The sequence below is a fragment of the Legionella worsleiensis genome (assembly GCF_001467535.1).
In the GTDB taxonomy this organism is placed as follows: domain Bacteria; phylum Pseudomonadota; class Gammaproteobacteria; order Legionellales; family Legionellaceae; genus Legionella; species Legionella worsleiensis.
Genome location: NZ_LNZC01000003.1, coordinates 121,516 through 140,408, shown reverse-complemented (window position 1 = coordinate 140,408; position 18,893 = coordinate 121,516). Strand labels below are relative to the sequence as shown.

The following is an 18,893-nucleotide window of genomic DNA, read 5'->3' as shown; positions in this document are numbered from 1 at the left end:
AAGATCTCTTCTCCCATCCCAAGTGCCCTTGAGATTAAGCTTTTTTGCTTACACATTAAAGATACAAGCCTTGATGCAGCGCAGCGTAATCAAGGTTTATTCAGTTCACTCTCAATTGATATTCTCAAATCAAACCCATCAAAAAATATACTATGGTAAATAAAACCAATTTTAATAATCACATGAATTTTTTTTGTTACAATCCTGTTCAGCATGGTTTGGCTGAATTTTTACACCCTTATTTTAAGGCTGGAAAAATAACGAAGAATTGGGCTGACTTCGTGCTTAAAACCTTGATTACGCTGCGCTGCATCAAGGCTTGCTTTATAGCAGAGATTTCGACGTCCAAATCACCTTTCAATTCCCTCAAATCCTGAATCACTGTATTTACAGCTGGGTATGGAGATTGACAAGGTTTTTCAACAGGGTAATAAATTACAAGTTGCATCTCATTGCAAAACTTGGTGTTTTTAGCGTTAAAAGTTTGTTTATTTTTGTTAGTCAGGAATTGCTAGGGCATGCATTTTCGCTAATTTAATTGATTATGGTATATCCAGCATAGTAGTTGTGCTTTACTGAGCGGGAATGGGCTGTTGTACTAACAGTAATCAGTAACAAAATGCATGACTTTTTTATAATTTTTTTTCATGAAAACTGATAAATCACTATGAGAATCTACATTGTATCATGTTTCGAATATCTGGCGTGTAGCTCCAAATATCTAGCAAATTTTTTATATAAAAATAAGCAAACGGCTCGAATGAGGGTATAGTGACATTCCCTAAATATTCAAATAAGTTACATCCAAAAAATTATAATTACATTGGTAATTCCCCCTATTTTACGTGGATCCATCACCTTGTTAATTAAGATATATGACCGATATCAACTTAATCATGGCTCATTACGAAACCGTTCGTTAGAAGAATAGGGGCAATTCATTACGTTTGATGAACAGATTCACAACTCAACTTATAAATATAAAATAATTTTAACCAGGTTTTCCCAGGGTGGTTTGCTCATCTTCCCAGACTGTTAACCTTGGCAGTTCTGGGTATTTATCGTTATACTCCTTGATATAACCAGACCATACTTTATGATCATTTCTATAATTCGCATCTCTTAAAGCTCGGACGCATTTCTTCATTTCGGTCCTAAGCTCCTGAATCATTTGCCCAGTAATAATTTGATCTAGTTTGTTTTTAATATTTCCATGTTTAAAAAAACCTTTCCCACGGTTAGTAACTTCGGTTTTTATTCCACGCAGATCTTCTCTCAACTGTTTTAAGGTATCTGTTTTACGTTCAAAATCATCAATAATTCGCATTGAAAACTCTTTGTCGAGCGTTGGATTTTCATGCGTATTCAGAATAAGGAGTTCTCTTGCCATTACGTCTTTAAAAGTACTTTCTATAGCGCTGAATTTTCCACGAATCTCAGCAACTGATTTAAAATGGCGAGTGGTTCCCATCATTTACTCCGTTAATACTGGCAGACACTTATATTTTAGTCAATTTGGTGTAAATTTCAACTCACGATCTTAGATAAAATGGTCATTCGGGTCCGATATTGTTTTTGCCTTTTAAACTAATAACCTTACCAAGCAAAAGGCAGTATCGGACAATATTTATACTCGCTGGGCAAAAAAAATTACTCGATGATAATATTGTCCGGTTCAGTCCTAACACCAACAGTAATGTGGAATACAACTTGTTGCCCTTTAAAGGTAGGTTTTGGATCAAGGTAATATTTTTGACGAAAAACAGCTAAAGTTGGCGAGGTAACGGATAGTACAAAATACTCTTTTAATCCAAACTTGGCCTTTATCAATCCATCAACTCTAAAAAAGTGCTTTTGACCAATATGTTCTCGATTCAAAGTGACATTTTCTTCAGGATAAATAACAGAAATATGTGCGCCAACATCTTCAGGTAACCTAAAATAATCAGGCTTATCTACATCATAATGGGCACTCAGTATCGGGTAAATTAAATGGATATAATCATCATCTATTTTTAAATAGCAATAGTTATCACACTGTTCAAGCAGACCCTCTGTTTTTAAAGTACCTGCTTTATTGAGCGCTGTTTTGCAAGATAGGTGGATCATATTATACTGCTCAAAATGTTCTTTCATTTAATCTTGCTCGGTCACACGTACATCAAAGGCCAGATTTTTTTCATTTTAAACCATAATTTCTTAACGCAAAAGGCAAGAACTGCTCTTTAACGATCCCGTAAGTCCATCAACATAAATAAAAAGGTAACTTCATGAGTTCATTTATACAATCGTTTCATGAAACAGCGATCCATATATCTAGTTAAATGAAAAAACAAAGCAAATAAAAATCATGAACAATTACAGGATGTTCTTTATCATTTTTAACCAAAAATCAGATCAAATATTGAACCGATTAATTCACCACAAACCATAATGCACTAATATTTATTATATAGGACATGTGGTACAATACGTACTGCAAGGCACTAACCGTAGCAAATAATGGAATCCATAAAGCAAAATTGTTCCTGTTATCTGATAGGTGATGATCACTTAATGATTCAGTGTGCTGAACTTCTTTTGAAGAAAAAGTACCTCATTTTAGGAGTCATATCAGCACTTGATGCAGCACGAAAACTGGCTGAAGCACATCATATTAAGCACTACACTTCTTTAGATGAGGCAACTTAATCGTTACTCGTCACAGATTTTGATTATTTATTCAGTATTATCAACGGGACTATTGTACCCCCAATAATTGTTGAACGAGCACGCCATTTAGCCATTAATTTTCATAATGCGCCTCTGCCGCAATACGCCGGGGTACATGCACTGTCATGGGCTATTTTAAACAACGAACCAGAACACGGTGTCACCTGGCATGTAATGAACGAACGTATTGATGAGGGAAACATACTGAAACAAGCCCGATTTCCTATTGATGTTCAGGAAACCGCCTTAAGCTTGAGTTTAAAATGTTATCCCCATGCCTTGTCTTTATTTAACGAACTGATTGAGGAACTACAAAACACATCCATTACGTCAATCCCGCAAGACATCACGCAAAGTAGTTTTTACAGTTTTAAGCAAAAGCCACCGGGTAAAGGGTGGCTTAGTTGCTAGCAACCCGCTTGTGACATCGTGCGTAAGGTCCATGCCTTGGATTTAGGTCACTATCATCATAACCGCCTGGCCACACCCCAAATTTAAATTGACAATACCGAATATCTTGTCGTGCGGATAGAACAACTTGGTAGCCTTGATGCAGCGAGAGCGAAATCAAGGTTTAATTAGTGTACTCTCTCAATTGATATTCTCAAATCAAACCCATAAAAAATATAGTATGGTAAATAAAACCGATTTTAATAATCACATGAATTTTTTTCGTTATAATCCTGTTCAACATGGTTTGGCTGAATTTTTACACCCTGATTTTAGGGCTGGAAAAATAACGAAGAATTGGGCTTACTTCGTGCTTGAAACCTTGATTGCGCTGCGCTGCATCAAGGCTACCAAGCTACCAAGCGAGCCTAGCCCATGATTTTATTTATTCAATCTTGACCGGTAGGGATTTAATATTAGGATCTTTTGCATAAGCTTCCAATATATCAGTAACCAGCTGATCAATGGCACCTTCTCTTTCATCATCTTCAATTAAACCAACTCGTTCCTTCATTGCCGCCAGTCGAGCTTCCAATTCCTTGGAAATAGAACCATTAGGAAAGAGAGCAGCGAGTAACCTTCTCGCCTCCGTGGGACCTAAATGACGGTATAAATGGTTTCTTACAGTCGCATCTTCTGAAGTAGTACTAAATGCCCATAATTCTACAGGGCCTAGTGTTAAAGTGAGCAGCTGAACATTCACTCCTGATTTAGTGGCAAATTGCGCCAGAAAAGTTGCGCCACCAAGCCTGGGCCCATGAACTCTGTTTCGTAAGGCGGCTTTTGCGGTTTCAGACAGACCAAATATTTGAGTGGTTTTATCAATCGCTTGCGAAGGACCTGCATCCATAATATAGATGGCAGTGGCGAAATCTATCATCACTGGATCAAAATCATCTACAGATTGAGATAATAATGAAATTTGTACTTTCCATTTTCGTCCTTCCCGCATGTCTATAATAACTTGCTCACGCACAGCGGCAGATTTAGAGGTTCGATGAAACTCATCATACACAATCCGTTTATGATCCTCTCTTATCTCCAATACTCTCTGCTTATGATACTCTTTGTATTGTTCGGGTATATTATTCAAACTTTCTTCGGTTAAATAATAGTGCCGTGCCAATACATAACGAGCCAACATATACATTACAGCAGTTTGTCTGTCGGCTGCGTCACCACCGCTTTTCGCTACCTCATCAAGATCCAGCGAGACAACTCGAGCATCACCAATATCAAAGCTGCTCACCCGGGATAAAATGGGATATTCTCGCACAGCAGACGATATCATGCGCGAAAAGGCGTTAATTAGTGACTCACCCGTGGGAGCGGTTACTTTTTCGTACAAATCTTCGATAGAAGAAGAGCGACAAATAGATGCAGCATCTGCTAGTAATGGCATAGCATATCGTTGCGCCAACATTGCCTCATGGACAAATCCTGCCGAGTACAATGAATCGGTCACTTCCCACCAGGTCGATTTGGAATCTCTGACAAATCCTATTTCTTCAAGAATACTGTCTATGAACTCTTCCACTCCGGGAGCATAAGGTGTGGGATTGAATTCATCAGCCATACTTTTATAAAGCTCATCTACAACCATACCAGCCAAATCAGGCATCCCGTCGTAAGGTTTAGCAGCACCCAGCGGCGTTGTGAGTAACGTAATAAAATTCACTAAAAAAGAGCGCTCTAAAGCCGTAGGATATCGACATCCCAGTTGAGTATCAAAGGGATTAATAGAGTACTCAGGAGTCATTCTTAAACGATGATAAGCCACCAAATGACGTTTGGACGCTGGCAAGGCTTCTTTCAATAATGAAATCAAACCACTACTCGATGGTCCTATATCAATAATGGCAATTCGAGGCAGACGAGTTAAACCACCAGACAAACAAAGCGCTAAATTCAGGGCATTGGATAACACCGATTTTCCTGAACCTGGACGAGCATAGACCAGGTCTATCCAGGTCGTCTGTTCCGTTGAGCCCGGTTGAAAAGGCCAGGGCTTACCATCAGGTGAGCGGAATAATAATGCCCCAGTTTTCCAAGGGGATGCTGGACGGGTTATAGGCAACATGGAAATAACGCTTGATAATGGCGCAACAGTAGGAACTGCCGGGCTATTCATACTCGCAGCAAGCACCGTTGAAACAAAACCGGCAAATGGGTCACCACAGACCTCTGAAACATCTGTTGAACCCCAACCTTGTATTGCCTTAACCAACTCGGAACTTCTTCTCCTTAGCAAGGGCAGATTTCCTTCTGGTGCCCAGGTTGTTGCAACAACTCTTAAACGAACGATTGCCTCGTCGGTATTGAGCTGCAGATATTTCAACAAGTTTACCGAGTCACTAATGAGTCTGTTCTGTGCCGAGCTAAAACTCAATATAGCGGCTAAGAGACCCTTTAGTTTGATCGTATTTAACCCCTCGCTTTCAATAAGAAAGGCTATTTTCCAGGGAACATGAGAAGGCAGTATTCGGGCAAATAATGTAATAAAAGGCCTTACGTCTTTAGGAAACAAATCAATATAAGTTGACGAATAAATTTTGTCCCCTACCCTGACTGTCCTTAAATCAATTACCTCTGCATCCCGGGGAAGAACCTGTTTGGCTAAAGAGGGCCATAACAAATCAGAAGGATCGCCTTCGAAACTATTGATTTCACGAACAGGTAATTTGTCACCCGGCAAGGTAGCCCGCCAGTTTTCTGCAGTGTAATCAGGATCAGCCGTCATACGAATAGCATGCACTGCTTCATGAACATTCATCAACTTGGCAAAAACCCGCAAAGCATCAAGGTCATTCATGATGGCTCTAACGTATGCATCATGCGTATCTCTTAACTCAGGAACCGCTGCAAAAATGGTTTGCGTATTTTTAAAGGGGGGTACTTTATTATCTTTTATAAATTTGGTTTTGGTTTTAAAAGAAACTTTTAACTGATCATTAGGAAGGTTAAAGGGGCGAGTAATCAACACAAAATAGACTTGCTCTTCCGCACAATATTGCGATAGGTAATCGACTCGCTCCGCAAACAAATCACTCAAGGTTAGATCGAGCCGTTTTGCAGTCGCCTCTGCTGGCTCATAAATATCTTGTATTACCTTTTTAATGTTTTGCTTATCGTGGCTGAAATATACTTGCAAAGCATGACCGGGTCTGCCCATCGCTGCCTGAAAAGCGTTATTCAAACCTGAAACCAAACGTTCAAATTCATCAATTCCCGTTAATGCAGTGACTCCCTCAATCTTGATGACAGACAGTAAAGTACCGTCATGATTTACCAAAACGGTGGGACTATCAGCAGTTTCCAAATCAATGTAAGACTCAGTAGTCTGTTTAAGAGAAGTGCTTAACCAGGCAAAGAAGGTGTCTATTCCCTCAAAAAACGATTCTGACCATTTCGCCATCCCTTTTCCCCAATTTTTTTATATTTCTTAACCCGGGCTTGTTGACAATTCACTTGCACAATTACCCACAATTTCGCCGCAACACCACTTGTTCAGAATATATGATACAACTTAGAATACGAACACTAAAATCTTTATCCTGATTAAACCAGCAAGAAGCACCAGACTAGTGTATCGCATTTAGGTACCCATAAAACATGCTGCTGTTTATTCAGCAATTTCTTCCAATGCACTGGCAGCCCATTTTTCAATTTGCTTTCTGAACTTAGCCCTTGAGGGCAGCAATCGAATGTTGTGCAATAGCTGACTGCTGATCTCGTGATTGGTCACCCCTGAATCAATCATTAGCTGACCGAATATTGCAGGATCACTGGTTCCCTCACCAAATTTTTCTTCAACAATTTGAGAGCGAAATTTAAAGCTTCTGTATATATTTTGTGCGCTTGATTTATATCCGGTATCATTAGTAATCGCACAAAAAAGAACATGACACAAACTGTTTAGTTCTGATTGAGTCAGCTCAGGAAGATACACCAGAGTCCCCCCTCCATAACCTCCCACACCAACTGATTCAATAAAAAAGCATTGGGCACAAAAACAGCAGGCTGTGACCAAATTAGAAAGCCTGTTATTGGTATAATCATTATCAAGATTAACAATGTCTTGAAACAAGCGGGCTTGAAAACCACAAAATTGGCAGGTATAGCGATCTCTGGCAAATACTTTTTGCTCATAGGACTTAAATCGCACATCAATTTTTCTGGCTGAATACAAGCGCCAGGAACCTGGTGTAGCGACTAATTTTAATTCGCAGCGTTCTTGATTACCCGCCATAATTATCGGCTCACATTAAGCTGAAGTTAAGATTTCTATTGTTCGTACAAAACGTTATTTAATAAATTACCTACGTTTTTACGTTATTATATTCATTATTTCATATAATCTTTTAGACCATACAAAATCAAAATGGGTAAAGATTTCATCTCTACCCAATTACTAAACTACCTGAATGGACTCAGTAGTTACTTAAAGATTGTACCTGTAGGACCTGCTGTCACACCACCACTGCCGCCAAACATTGTTTGACCTGTTACGCCGAGAATGGAAGGCAGAAACAGTAAAGCCGCGGCAATAAATACCAGCGCAATAGGTGTTCCAATAGGAATTTGAGTTGGGTTGTCTTTATGCTGTTTAAACTTCATAATGGCACCAATAGAAAAGCCCAAACCCGCCAAATAAGAACCCGCTGTAATCAATTTTGCCAAGTTGGTAAAAGAACTGGTAATAGTTGATGCCATGCTTCCTATAGTGATGCTTCCTCCTGCAGCAGCTTCCTGACTAAACAAAGCTAGAAGCCCCATGCAAGCCGCACACATCAACCAATACTTGTAGCCCGCTTTAAAGTTAATTTTATTATTCACAATTGTCTCCTGATTAAAATTAGTCTAACCCGTACCATATAAAGTATTATTAATCATATTAATAGTACCTACAATATTGATTGCCAAAATACCACCAAATACATGCATTAAACCTTTACCAGTACCCCCTGGGGGTTGCCCTTGGGACGCAGAGCGAGCAATTAAAACCCATCCTCTAATAAACGCAATCAAACCAATAACCTGTATCAGCATTGATAACGGTCTTCCAACGAGACTACCACTGCCGAAAAGGGTATCTAACGCAGCGTTACTGGTATTAACTGGAGCATACTGGAGGATATTTTGATAGCCAAAGGTTGATTGCATGAACGCATGAAACGCTGTAGGAGAATAAACTAACAATGCTCCAATCATGAGATACATAACAGGCTCTTTGACACTAGCACTATTAGACATCATAGTTCTAGCCTCTCCATAAACTTTTAGACTATAGATTGCTTTAAACAAAAAAGCACAGCCAATAAGATATGCGCCACCTGTAATTAACCGCTCTACAGGAGCTAGTGAATTGGCAATATTTGTTAAAATATCAGCCTGACTTGCAATCCAGCACGAAACAGTACCGCCAGTACAAGTTGCCATATACGCCTCAACTATCGTCTTGACTAAACTTAATTACCTGCCCTGAACTGGTTAATACTCGACCTTGTATTGAATCGATTAACTTAACCATTCCATATCCTGCAATTTTCGTTCCTTCTCTAACAGTAATTGTAGAACCATTTGAGCCAATTAGCCATGCACGACCAGGAATTACTGCTTGAATAGCATAATTAATACGTTGCGGAGTATAACGTACCACTGGTTTGGGTTTCTTGGGCGCTGTTCTCGCTATAAGAACGCCAACAACCTCAGATTGTTTCGCCATCTGACTCGACAAGACATTCATGGTTTGGCTTAAATTAGCTATTTGTGAGTTTAAGTTATTAACATTGTTATTGATTGTGCCTATCTGTTCGTTTAAAGCGCTCAAGTCAGCTCTAAGGCTGCGTTGAGAGGCTTCCAGTGCTGAAATTTTATCACTAAGCTCTCTTTGTGCTTGTGTATCTATTTGCTGCACTTGCTGAATAGGTTGAACTGGTGCTGGTGTAATCACTGGTGCCGTTTGCGTTTGAGTCATCTGGGTCATGGGAGGCACCACTGCCTTGGTTGGCACAGATTCAGATGTACCTGAAAAAAACAAATAACCTATGAATTTGTACAGCACCATAGCCAAAACAACCAAGGCCACAGCAATCAGAGCATTGCGCTTGATATTTTTTTTATCTGCAGTTTGTTCCTGAGTTGAAGACATAGGACTGCCTTGCGTCAACCCGGATTCATCAAAGGATTCATTACCAAGTGAATCCAATTCCGCAAATTGATATTCATCATTATCTTGATCATGTTCTGCCATTATTCTCTGCCATCAAGTTAAATAGTTGTTACATCTTGTGTAAATAAAATACCCATACCCGTTCCTGAAAATACTTCTACTGTTGTTGGGGTATTAAATAACTGTTGCGCTTGTTGTCCCCAGCTTTTACCTACTGTTGCCAAACCAATAACAGCATTTTCAAGAGAAGAGCGACCTATACCGTTAGCAACGGTAATATTATTTCCACCACCAGTTCCACCGATACTTACAGTAGTATTGGCTGACTGAAAAGCGTTACCGAATCCTTCCAAAAAGGAAGATGCAAACAAGGAACCGTACCTCATTAGGTAATGATGATCTGTCCTGCTGGATAAGGCGGTTCTGGCTGTATTAGGGTCGATAGCAAAAGCCGATATTGAGGTTGTTTTTGCAGCCCCCGGTACAGACATGGTATTAAAGGTGATGACCATTTTATCGGCATTAGTAGGCAGATTAAAACTGCCTATGAGTTTAGCGCCTTTTAATTTTCCAGTAACAATAGTTGCCAAAATAGGGCCAGGTTCATCACTGTTTACTGAGGTATCCATAACAGCGAATACCACATCACCCGTTTTAATAATTGCTTTTTGAGCTGGAGCATTATTTTGTGGCCCCGCCTGTTGCCCTTGCGAAGCTGCATTAGCTGAGCCGGCTGCCGCATTATCGTTTCCGCCTGAGGTTTTATCCTCGCTTCCAGCGGTATAAGTTTGGGTGCTGACGGTCTTCCATACTTGCACCGCCTGATTTGCGGCAGTAAGCATATCAGAGGTTCTTTGTTGAATTTTTTGCTGATATTTTTGCTCCGCCATCTGCTGATTTTGTTTATTCAAAATCGCTTGTAACTGGTCGCTACTGGAACCTATCTGAGCATTTGAAGTTTGCTGCCCTGGAAAAGTAGGAACACCCGATAAGGATGATGGGTTTTGCGCTAAACTGGGATCATCCAAACCAGCCATGCTTGATTCCAGAGGAGAGAATCCGGCGGCTTGTAATTGAGCAGAGGTGAAGCCAGCATCCTTCAAATCAGCCGCTGAAAAGCCAGCGTTTCTGAGTTCGGTTGCGCTGTACCCTGCATTTTTTAGTTCCGCTGCGGTAAATCCTGCATTTTTCAATTCAGCTGCGGAAAAGCCCGCATTTTTTAAATCAGATGCGGAATAACCGGCATCTTTTAATTCCTTAGCGGAAAATCCAGCTGCTTTCAGATCGGCAGCGGAAAAGCCTGCGTCCTTTAATTCCTTGGCACTAAAACCAGCTGCTTTAAGTTGGGCAGCAGAAAAACCTGCTGCTTTGAGCTCTGCTGCACTAAATCCGGCATCTTTAAGTTCTTTTGCACTAAAACCTGCGGCTTTCAGATCTTGAGCGGAAAATCCAGCATCACGCAATTCTTTGGCACTAAAACCCGCATCCTTCAAATCTTTAGCGCTAAAGCCTGCAGCTTTTAACTCAGCTGCTGTAAATCCTGCAGCCCTCAACTCTTTTGCAGTATAGCCCGCAGCTTTTAATGCAGCAGCTGAGCAACCTAATGTTTGTTTGATAGCCAGGGCGCTTACTCCAGCTGCTCTTGCTTTTTTAAGCGAATCAACACTGCAATCAGCTGTTCGTCCATCAGCAATAATCGATGCAGGGGTTAAACCAGCATCTGCAAGCTGCTTAGGTGTAAAACCTGCAGCAAGTAAATCATCTGGAGTGTAACCTGCATCAAGCAGTGATTTAATGTCAAATCCCGCTTTTTTCAATGCTTCGGCACTGCAGCCATTTAAATCTTTAATTCTTTTGGCTGAAACCCCGGCTTTAAGTAGTTTTTTTAAGTTCTCAGGATCACAACCGGCTGCTTTAATGTCTGCGTCAGACAAAACACTAGCGGCAGCAATTTCTTGGGGCGTATAGCCTGCATCCGCCAATTCAGCATCAGTAAAACCTGCAGCTTTTAGTGCTTGCGCACTACAACCAGCGTATTGTTTGATGAGTGCAGCACTAACCCCAGCAGCTCTTTCTTTTTTTAATACGTCGACATCACAACCTGCATTTTGCACATCGTTAGGCGTAATCCCAGGAGGAAGCTCCGCTCCTGCCGCCCTAATTTGTGCCGCAGTAAAACCGGCATTAGCAAGATCTTGAGGGGTAAATCCAGCGTTTAATAAATCACGAGCCGTAAATCCTGCCGCTCTCAGTTCATCGGCGGTAAAACCGGCTTTTTTAAGATCTGCAGCACTAAAGCCCGCATCTTTTAAGTCTTGCGCCGTATACCCAGCAGCTGCCAATTGCTCAGCACTGCATCCCGATATTTTTCTTATTGCAGCAGCGGTTACTCCCGCTTGACGTAGTTTGGATAATGCAGCTGCACCACATCCTGCTTTTCTTACTTCGTCTGCGGTTATTCCATCGGGTAACCCGCTGGCGCGGGCAATTTCATTATCAGAAAATCCAGCTCCTTTTAACTCACCATCCGAGAATCCGCCATCTTTCATTTCCTGAGCAGTAAATCCTGCATTTCTTAACTCACACGCATCAAAACCGCAAGCTCTCAATCGTCCTGCTGTATAACCTGCGTCTTTTAACTGTCTGGCATTGAATCCTGCTGCCCTTAATTCTTTGCACTCGCAGATTTGTTCAAGATCTCTTAATACAAAACCGTTGTCTTTAAGCTGTACACAACTGCATGCTTGTTTCAAATCAGTCAATAAAGCGCCCTGATTGATTACCTTTTTAACGACTGATGTACTGCAGCTTGCATTTTGCAATTCCTGTATCCATAAACTTCTTTGGGCACCTTCATCGTCTTCTCGTGATAAAGCAGTAAAGCCGACTCCGCTTTGTCCGTTTTGGGCACCAATAACACCAACGCCTTGCCCCAGTGCCTGGGTACGGATAATAGTCGGTATGGCACTACCGCCAGTTTGCTCGGCCTGCTTGGCTTGGGTAATATTTTGTTCTTCTTGTAATTTGGCGTATTGTGCCGTTGGGTCAAGTACTCCAGGAATAGATTGAATTCCCGGTGTTTCGCTTACAAATGCCTTTGAAACAGGGCCCTGAACGGAACTCCTGAGCTTCAGGTAGCCAATGGCAACCGAGATAACCAACAGGATTATTGTAAAAATGATAATCACTCGAGTTCGAGTATTGGAAAACAGTGATTTGAGATTTTCTTTTCTGCCTGCCATCGCTTATAACCCTTCTACCTTAAGTTGCATTACCTTGCCGTGCCAGGACACTAATAACACCGGAGATTTTTGCATTTCATACGCATGCGTTCCGTCAGCACTAGTCATACTCGCTAACCAGCCCGGTGACAATACAGTAAGATTGGTTCTGACATACATTTTATTATTGGATAACCACGCACGTGCGTCACCTCCGCTTACTACCAATCGGGTACTTCCCGCAGGAGGTACTCCATCCAGCACGTGAAGAAGTATATCGCTGGCAGAGGGAGGAATTCCCTCTTCCATAGGCATGGACTTCGCATTTGGCCCATAACCTTGAACCCGTAAATCTACCCTGTAATCGACTGCTTTTTGACCTGGAATCAATGTCAACATGACTGGTGTATTCAATCCTCGCAAACGAACCGCAAGGTTACCGTAGTTATAAAGTTTGAGAGCCTGAATCATTAGGGTATTACTGGTTTTGTCCCATTGAATGTTAAAAGAGGCCGGATCACCCAAATCATAAGCTGAAATGGGCCATGGTGCCCCAGTTGAATCCAGAAATACAAGGGAAGAGACAAATCCTTGCGATAATCGAATCACCGGTGGCGTAGAGCCTGGGGACAAGTTAACAAATTGTGATGTCGCTGTTGGCTTGGGCGGTGTGCCTGGAGTCGATGCCTGGGCATATTCGTTGGTTTGATACATTTGTTTTAACCGTACAATCTGTTCTGGATTTAACGGATATAAATTACGAGTCATGTCTTTAAATGCTTTATTATCGACAATTTCAGTTTCAGATTGCGTTATGGACTGATTCTCACTACTTGCAGAATTTTGCGATGTTTGTGCCTGCGCTAAAGACTGCTGTGCGCCAGATGCAGGGGCTTGAGAATTCATATTAGGGCCCGATTGAGCTGCAGCTGTATTCGAATCGCTAGGGGATTGGCCGTCTGCGCCTGGACTCTGGGATAATTTTTGCTGCAACAATCTTAATTGTTGCAGAGCCTGTTGCGCATCATCTCCTTGATTAGCGGCTATTGCGCTAAGAGGAAAAGAACTCAGTATTCCTAAAAAACATAATGAATTAAATGTAATTTTAAAATGAGTCATCATTAACTTACCCCACCACTGGCAGGTCCGACCACAAATTGCGATATTCCAATACCTCGAGGAGAATTTAAAGTCGACACTCGAGTGATCAACATAGTAACCACATTATTTTGCTGGGTAAATTCACTCGCACTCTGATAAGTCACCAAAATAGGCATTTGTACTCGCCATGAGAAATTGCCATTTAATACCCCTTTTTGCAAAATAATAGGCGCACGGGTAGCAACAGCTGAAACAATCAATTTTTTGGCTTTTACTGCATCCAGGTTATTTGAGGATTGCAACGCATTGAGAAATTGATCCCATCCATCCGCTGTAAAAAATCCTGAAGATGCCTGTAACTCATCTCTGTAGTTTACAAAGTTATAAGTAAACGCAGCAATTGCGGCCTGATTCGCCCACTGCAATACGGCAGAATCGGATTGGTTGGGTTCGCTTAACGGAAATAAAGGCGTAATTCGCCCGTTAATGGATGTAGCAAAATATTTGGGTGCTGGAGGATGAGTTATAATGTAAATCAGCAGCGAACCCAAGATAATATTAACCACGATCGCAATGAGAAGCGCTAATATCACTTTACGCTGGCTATCTTTATAAAACTGATTTCGTAATGCTACAACTGCTAAGGCATCTTCAGCCATAATAACCTCTGTTTATTGCGGTATAATCCTTGGTATATCATCTGTTGGTGGATCCGGTTCTAACAAAGGCACTGATGCTTCATTAGGTGCCAATAACGCCTTTAGTTTGACCGGAGGAGTTATTCCACTTGTTGCATAATAGTCTCTCTCAGGCTCATTCAGGTAAAAATAGAATATTAATGCGCCCAAAATACTGCTTATCAATAAAGAACAAATTACTGCTACCAGGCCACTTCGGTAAATATTAACATTAAAGTTTTTATTTCTCTGTATTAATAACCAATTTTCCCGGCTCATAACTTCCTCAATCTACTACAGCTCGTCTAAAAGTAATCTCAATCCGGGCATTTGGCGATAAATCACCGCCTTGCTTCATAATTACTATAGGTTTATCACTACCAAGTCCTTGTGTAAAGATAAAACGACTGTCTATTCCCTGAGACCACAAATATTCACCGACTACTCGAGATCTCGCCAGAGTTAATGCTTTCTCTCTTTGCACAGACACATATTTACTGCTGTAACTGGTTACCGTAATTGCAACCTTGCGAAATTGTTTTAGAAACATTGATACATCATTTAACAGACTGTAGGAGGACCATTTTATATGTGGCGACTGATCGTTAAACAAGGCATTTGCAGGAATACTGATAAGATAATCCTGACCAATGGTCACCACTTTAATACCACGTTTATTTAACTTGGTTAAATACTGCATAATTGTTGCGTCACAAGCTCCTTGAACTTTGCAAGGCAGCTTTGGCTCATTTTCATCTGGAACATAATTTGAGCGATGACACGCACTGGCCGAAAGCAAGGCGGTTACCGCTAATATGCGGGTCATGACACTGATGTAGTTAGTAGGCACTGATCTCACCCGTTATCCCCATTTTAAAAAATAGACTTCCTGTGTTATCTATGTCTAATGCTCTTAAACTACCAGATAATAATAAAAACATACAAATCATTACGTTACAACGAATTTCATAAAATTGCTATTTTTTTAAAGAAATTATCTTGTGTTCCGATAAAAAACTGCCTAAAGCAACTCAGGTCACTTGGCAGGTTTTTAAGAATGTTGGTATAGAGGTTTCCTAGAATAAGTCTTCTTGACTACGATTAACCGCCTTTTCACGTTCTAGAGCAATTCGAGAAGATAAACTTTTTACTATCTCGGTGAGTATCAGAGGTTCGATAATATCGGTTTCTTCCGGAGGATAACTTGTTGCTAATTGAAAATCTTTGATTAACTCATTAGCAACAGTTCCAGCGTATTTATCTTTTGCACCAGCCAGGCGCTCTATGAGCATCATCTGATTTCGTGTTTCGTTTATAGGTAATAAAGGTTGAGAAAATGTTGCTTTATCGCTGACTAAAATAGGCGGCGCATTATAATTAAACCGCAGGGCACTAAATATGGTCAAAGCACCTTCTACTTCTTCTTCTATAATGTCTTCAACAGGCTCTGGTTCATTGTGACCATGGAACGCAATTAACGCAGCTACACCCCGTTCAATTGGCTCGACTATATTTGATTCCCTTAACGCTTTAGTAATTAAAGTAATCTCTTCATTTTCAACAACTTTGTTGATGCTCAAATCACCACTTTCCAGTATCTGCTGAAATGATGACAATTGTTTTTGTAACTTCATTAAATAATCATCGGGTGGTGGCTCGACCTTCAAAAACTGGTTTATTTTTAACTGCTTAACCGGTTTGGGATTGGCGTAAAACATTCTTGCACGCACAATTTTGGATTTAAAGAATATGTGAGCCTCTCCCTCGGTCTGTTCTTTTAAGTCCAGTAAATCAACACGAGAACGCTTTTCAAATGATGAGCTTTTGGTATCCATATAACTATTGGCTATGCTGGTATCTTTCGTTTGAAACGAATCGACTTTAGTTACATAAGCCTCACCTGCTGTTTTGGTAAAGAAATCCCAGGTTTCTGTTGGATCTTCCAGTTTCATACAGATTTTAATGTTAGTATTTGCGCCAATGGATGCGGCTTCCTCTTTAGATGCTTTTTGGAATGCCGGAAAATCCTGACCAGCGAATATAGCAGAGAATCCTAGAGAGCGAGCTTGTGCAGGTACTACCGCAAATCCCTGTACCGCATAATAGCCGTACTCATCAAGAATACACATATACGGAGTTGGAGCATTGGTTGGCTTTCTGAGAATAACGTCTCGATAATCCCCTTCAACCTCTTCGCCCAGTCCTGCAGCCATCATGGCTTTTAGGGAAGACACAATGATCTTGCCAAGATTGGATAATTCATCCGGTGATTTTTCAAGAGCGGGTAACAGTACAACAAGTATACGTCTGTTTAACACAACATCTTTAAAATCAACCTCGGCTAAATTCGTTCGAATAATATGTCCATAAGTATCAGCCAAGGATGAAAAACTTCTGACTAACTGCATGGTAATAAAACCGTGTTGTTCAAGAACCTGCGACACCTGCTTCCCTTTTTTTTCCTTGTTATAACCAGGCAAGGTATTTAAATAATTTCGTAAGGGATCGGTTACCAGCTTGGGAATCTGCTCAATATTGATGCTCTCCTGATCGTCGCGAGGGAAGACTTTGTCTATGACTATTGATTCCAGCCGTTGCAAATCGAAATAGTTTCGAATGGTGTTGGCGTCAAGAAGAATAGCGCCATCATCACGCATATAAACCAAAAGCCGCATTAACGCTTCAACAAACGCAATAGCACGACCTTTCCACATATCTCCATCAGAGGACTGGCTTGCTCCACCCATCAAACTCACTACTAACTGAGTTAACATGCTTGATGAGCCCTGGCAAAATGGATTTAAGGTATTGGACAGTCTTTTTTCCTGGGGCCCAACAATATCTCTGGCACCCGTCATGAAGTTGATTAATAACAGGTCGTCCTCTCGCCCCATACTGCGCACCATAGAAAAGACCTTGGCATAAAGAGAGTTATCTCCCTTACCATCCACATAGATAAATCCACTGCCCTGAACCAAGGCGTTATATGCCAAAGACACTAAACATTCTGTTTTACCACTACCGGTAGACCCAAAAATTAAGGCATGTGTTCGCATATCATCATTAGCAAACCACAATTCTTCACCCGTTTTTCTGTCATTACCAAAAAAAGCAATTCCTCGAGCCATATTGGGCTTGTTTAAGCCCGGCTTCATATCGTTATAGTCTTTTACCCGCGCAATTTGCGGGAGGCGAAAGGGTAATTTTTGTTTACGGGTAAAGCTGTACAGAAAACATAAAGAACCAATAATCATCAAAACGGTAGCTACCTCAGAAAAATAATAGGCCGCTGCAGACAAAGTAAACAGTAAAATTGAAATGTTTGTGGGATCAGCAAAAAAATCAGCTAATCGTTGGGTTAATGTCCGTGTGTCCCTCAAAAGCAGGGTGGGATCTAACTCATGTCTACTGTCTATACCGCGCATCATGGCTCTAACTCTCCCATTTGACGGGGTGTTAATTTAATCTCTTTAATGGCAATTTCCAAAGCTTTAATTGCTTCATCAATCATAGGAACGAGAGAACGACGCCCCATTTCTTTTTCGGCACGCCAGTGAGCAAAGGGGCCACCAACCTCAGCATAAGGAGTTTGCCTGCCCACACAATTGAGCATATACCACAAGCGTCTGTCCACTGGTTTAAGCCAGAGAAACTCCGAACTGGGCACCACCCCATCATCTCGGGCGCCTTCAAGCAAGGAAGCCATTACAGTCAGCATATAAGCATGTTTGGCTATGATTTCCTGAACATTCTCTGCGTGTTGGTATTTTTTAATCACTGGTCTGGCAACTGAAAAGTCCGGTTTTCCTGCCACGAAACTGGCATCCAAAACTTTTAGAATATGATTTGCAGCATCTCTGTCCCTGTTCATCCGTGCCATAAAAACGGCTGCCAAAGCATATGCCTGAGGTGTACAGCGCTCAAAACCATCCCAATAAGGGCCCAACTGCAAGGTAAAAACCCGTTTTGCATCTCCTTTTCGGATGCCCGCAGTCATTTCCTGACCGGGTACGGGCTTATCCAATACGGCATCATCCTTTTTTAACAACTTATATTTACGGGCAAACTCCATAGGGGTTAACGCCATTGCCCAAGGGCCTGTATTAACATCCTGATTGACCAAATCTTCTTTGATAACCGGCATTATGGCTGGCCAGTTAAACTGTTCCTGAGCCCGCAAACTTTTCATATCATGAGTTTTACGAAATTTAAGAGTGATGTTTGATCGGTAAAGAACAATAGCCAAAACAATCAACACAAAAACAACCGGATAACGCATATAATCACCAACATTACCGGTCATTTCCACCAGACGTGCCCAGTCTACCGTTGCGGGATCAAGGGTTTGCATCAGATAAATCTGCTGAGCCAAGTCTTGATTATGAAGGAACAAATTGACCAGTTTTGCCTGCCAGACGTTGATCTGAAATACAGTACTGACTATGTATGCATGACCAAACTTCCAAACAAGAAAACCTGTAATAAACAACAGTATGATAATCCATACCGGTGCCATTGCATTGTCTGAGCCTGGTTGCTGTTGCTGCTGAGCCATTGTGA

Annotated in this window: 17 protein-coding genes; 3 read left to right on the top strand and 14 right to left on the bottom strand. The window is 41.1% G+C overall.

Going from position 1 to position 18,893, the window contains the following annotated elements; genetic code table 11:
• Positions 1–991 precede the first annotated feature (991 nt).
• On the bottom strand, positions 992–1,474 hold the full coding sequence (locus Lwor_RS02595; protein WP_147279853.1) for a hypothetical protein: 483 nt from the start codon (positions 1,472–1,474) through the stop codon (positions 992–994).
• A gap of 176 nt (positions 1,475–1,650) precedes the next feature.
• A complete protein-coding gene (locus Lwor_RS02590) occupies positions 1,651–2,136 on the bottom strand; it encodes a hypothetical protein (protein WP_058492341.1) in 486 nt (161 codons plus the stop codon).
• 366 nt (positions 2,137–2,502) lie between these two features.
• On the opposite strand from Lwor_RS02590, the gene Lwor_RS13935 reads away from it, so the two are divergent.
• The 3 genes from Lwor_RS13935 to Lwor_RS02575 all read left to right on the top strand — a co-directional run bounded on the left by Lwor_RS13935 (position 2,503) and on the right by Lwor_RS02575 (position 3,541).
• Positions 2,503–2,691, top strand: a complete 189-nt coding sequence (locus Lwor_RS13935; RefSeq protein ID WP_058492340.1) for a formyl transferase — start codon at positions 2,503–2,505, stop codon at positions 2,689–2,691.
• A 36-nt stretch (positions 2,692–2,727) separates the two neighbouring features.
• Complete coding sequence (locus Lwor_RS13405; protein WP_083501560.1) at positions 2,728–3,123, top strand: formyltransferase family protein; 396 nt, start codon at positions 2,728–2,730, stop codon at positions 3,121–3,123.
• Positions 3,124–3,262: 139 nt separating this feature from the next.
• Positions 3,263–3,541, top strand: a complete 279-nt coding sequence (locus Lwor_RS02575) for a hypothetical protein (protein WP_058492338.1) — start codon at positions 3,263–3,265, stop codon at positions 3,539–3,541.
• 6 nt (positions 3,542–3,547) lie between these two features.
• Here Lwor_RS02575 and Lwor_RS02570 read toward each other — a convergent pair whose 3' ends face one another.
• The 12 genes from Lwor_RS02570 to icmP form a co-directional block, all read right to left on the bottom strand.
• The gene (locus Lwor_RS02570) at positions 3,548–6,577 is read right to left on the bottom strand and encodes a type IV secretion protein IcmB (protein WP_058492337.1); all 3,030 of its coding nucleotides are present in this window, start codon (positions 6,575–6,577) and stop codon (positions 3,548–3,550) included.
• A gap of 207 nt (positions 6,578–6,784) precedes the next feature.
• Positions 6,785–7,411: a type IVB secretion system protein IcmJDotN gene (gene icmJ / locus Lwor_RS02565; protein WP_058492336.1), complete on the bottom strand. Its 627-nt coding sequence runs from the start codon at positions 7,409–7,411 to the stop codon at positions 6,785–6,787.
• Between the two features lie 188 nt (positions 7,412–7,599).
• Entirely contained in the window at positions 7,600–7,953 is a 354-nt protein-coding gene (locus Lwor_RS02560; protein WP_415582885.1) for a type IV secretion protein IcmD, read from the bottom strand.
• Positions 7,954–8,022: 69 nt separating this feature from the next.
• Positions 8,023–8,601, bottom strand: a complete 579-nt coding sequence (locus tag Lwor_RS02555; RefSeq protein ID WP_058492334.1) for a hypothetical protein — start codon at positions 8,599–8,601, stop codon at positions 8,023–8,025.
• Between the two features lie 7 nt (positions 8,602–8,608).
• Positions 8,609–9,418 (bottom strand): type IVB secretion system protein IcmG/DotF, encoded by an 810-nt coding sequence (gene icmG / locus Lwor_RS02550; RefSeq protein WP_172458835.1) that lies wholly within the window; start codon positions 9,416–9,418, stop codon positions 8,609–8,611.
• Between the two features lie 14 nt (positions 9,419–9,432).
• The gene (gene dotG / locus Lwor_RS02545) at positions 9,433–12,576 is read right to left on the bottom strand and encodes a type IVB secretion system protein DotG/IcmE (RefSeq protein WP_058492332.1); all 3,144 of its coding nucleotides are present in this window, start codon (positions 12,574–12,576) and stop codon (positions 9,433–9,435) included.
• A 3-nt stretch (positions 12,577–12,579) separates the two neighbouring features.
• On the bottom strand, positions 12,580–13,677 hold the full coding sequence (locus Lwor_RS02540) for a DotH/IcmK family type IV secretion protein (RefSeq protein ID WP_415582884.1): 1,098 nt from the start codon (positions 13,675–13,677) through the stop codon (positions 12,580–12,582).
• Positions 13,677–14,315, bottom strand: a complete 639-nt coding sequence (locus tag Lwor_RS02535) for a type IVB secretion system apparatus protein IcmL/DotI (protein ID WP_058492331.1) — start codon at positions 14,313–14,315, stop codon at positions 13,677–13,679. The genes Lwor_RS02540 and Lwor_RS02535 overlap by 1 nt, the downstream gene beginning before the upstream one ends.
• Positions 14,316–14,327: 12 nt before the next feature.
• The gene (icmM, locus tag Lwor_RS02530; RefSeq protein WP_058492330.1) at positions 14,328–14,612 is read right to left on the bottom strand and encodes a type IVB secretion system protein IcmM/DotJ; all 285 of its coding nucleotides are present in this window, start codon (positions 14,610–14,612) and stop codon (positions 14,328–14,330) included.
• Positions 14,613–14,619: 7 nt separating this feature from the next.
• A complete protein-coding gene (icmN, locus tag Lwor_RS02525; protein WP_058492329.1) occupies positions 14,620–15,192 on the bottom strand; it encodes a type IVB secretion system protein IcmN/DotK in 573 nt (190 codons plus the stop codon).
• Positions 15,193–15,409: 217 nt separating this feature from the next.
• Entirely contained in the window at positions 15,410–17,761 is a 2,352-nt protein-coding gene (locus Lwor_RS02520; protein WP_058492328.1) for a TraM recognition domain-containing protein, read from the bottom strand.
• Positions 17,758–18,888, bottom strand: coding sequence for a type IVB secretion system coupling complex protein DotM/IcmP (gene icmP, locus Lwor_RS02515; RefSeq protein ID WP_058492327.1), 1,131 nt, complete (start codon positions 18,886–18,888; stop codon positions 17,758–17,760). The genes Lwor_RS02520 and icmP overlap by 4 nt, the downstream gene beginning before the upstream one ends.
• Positions 18,889–18,893: the final 5 nt, after the last annotated feature.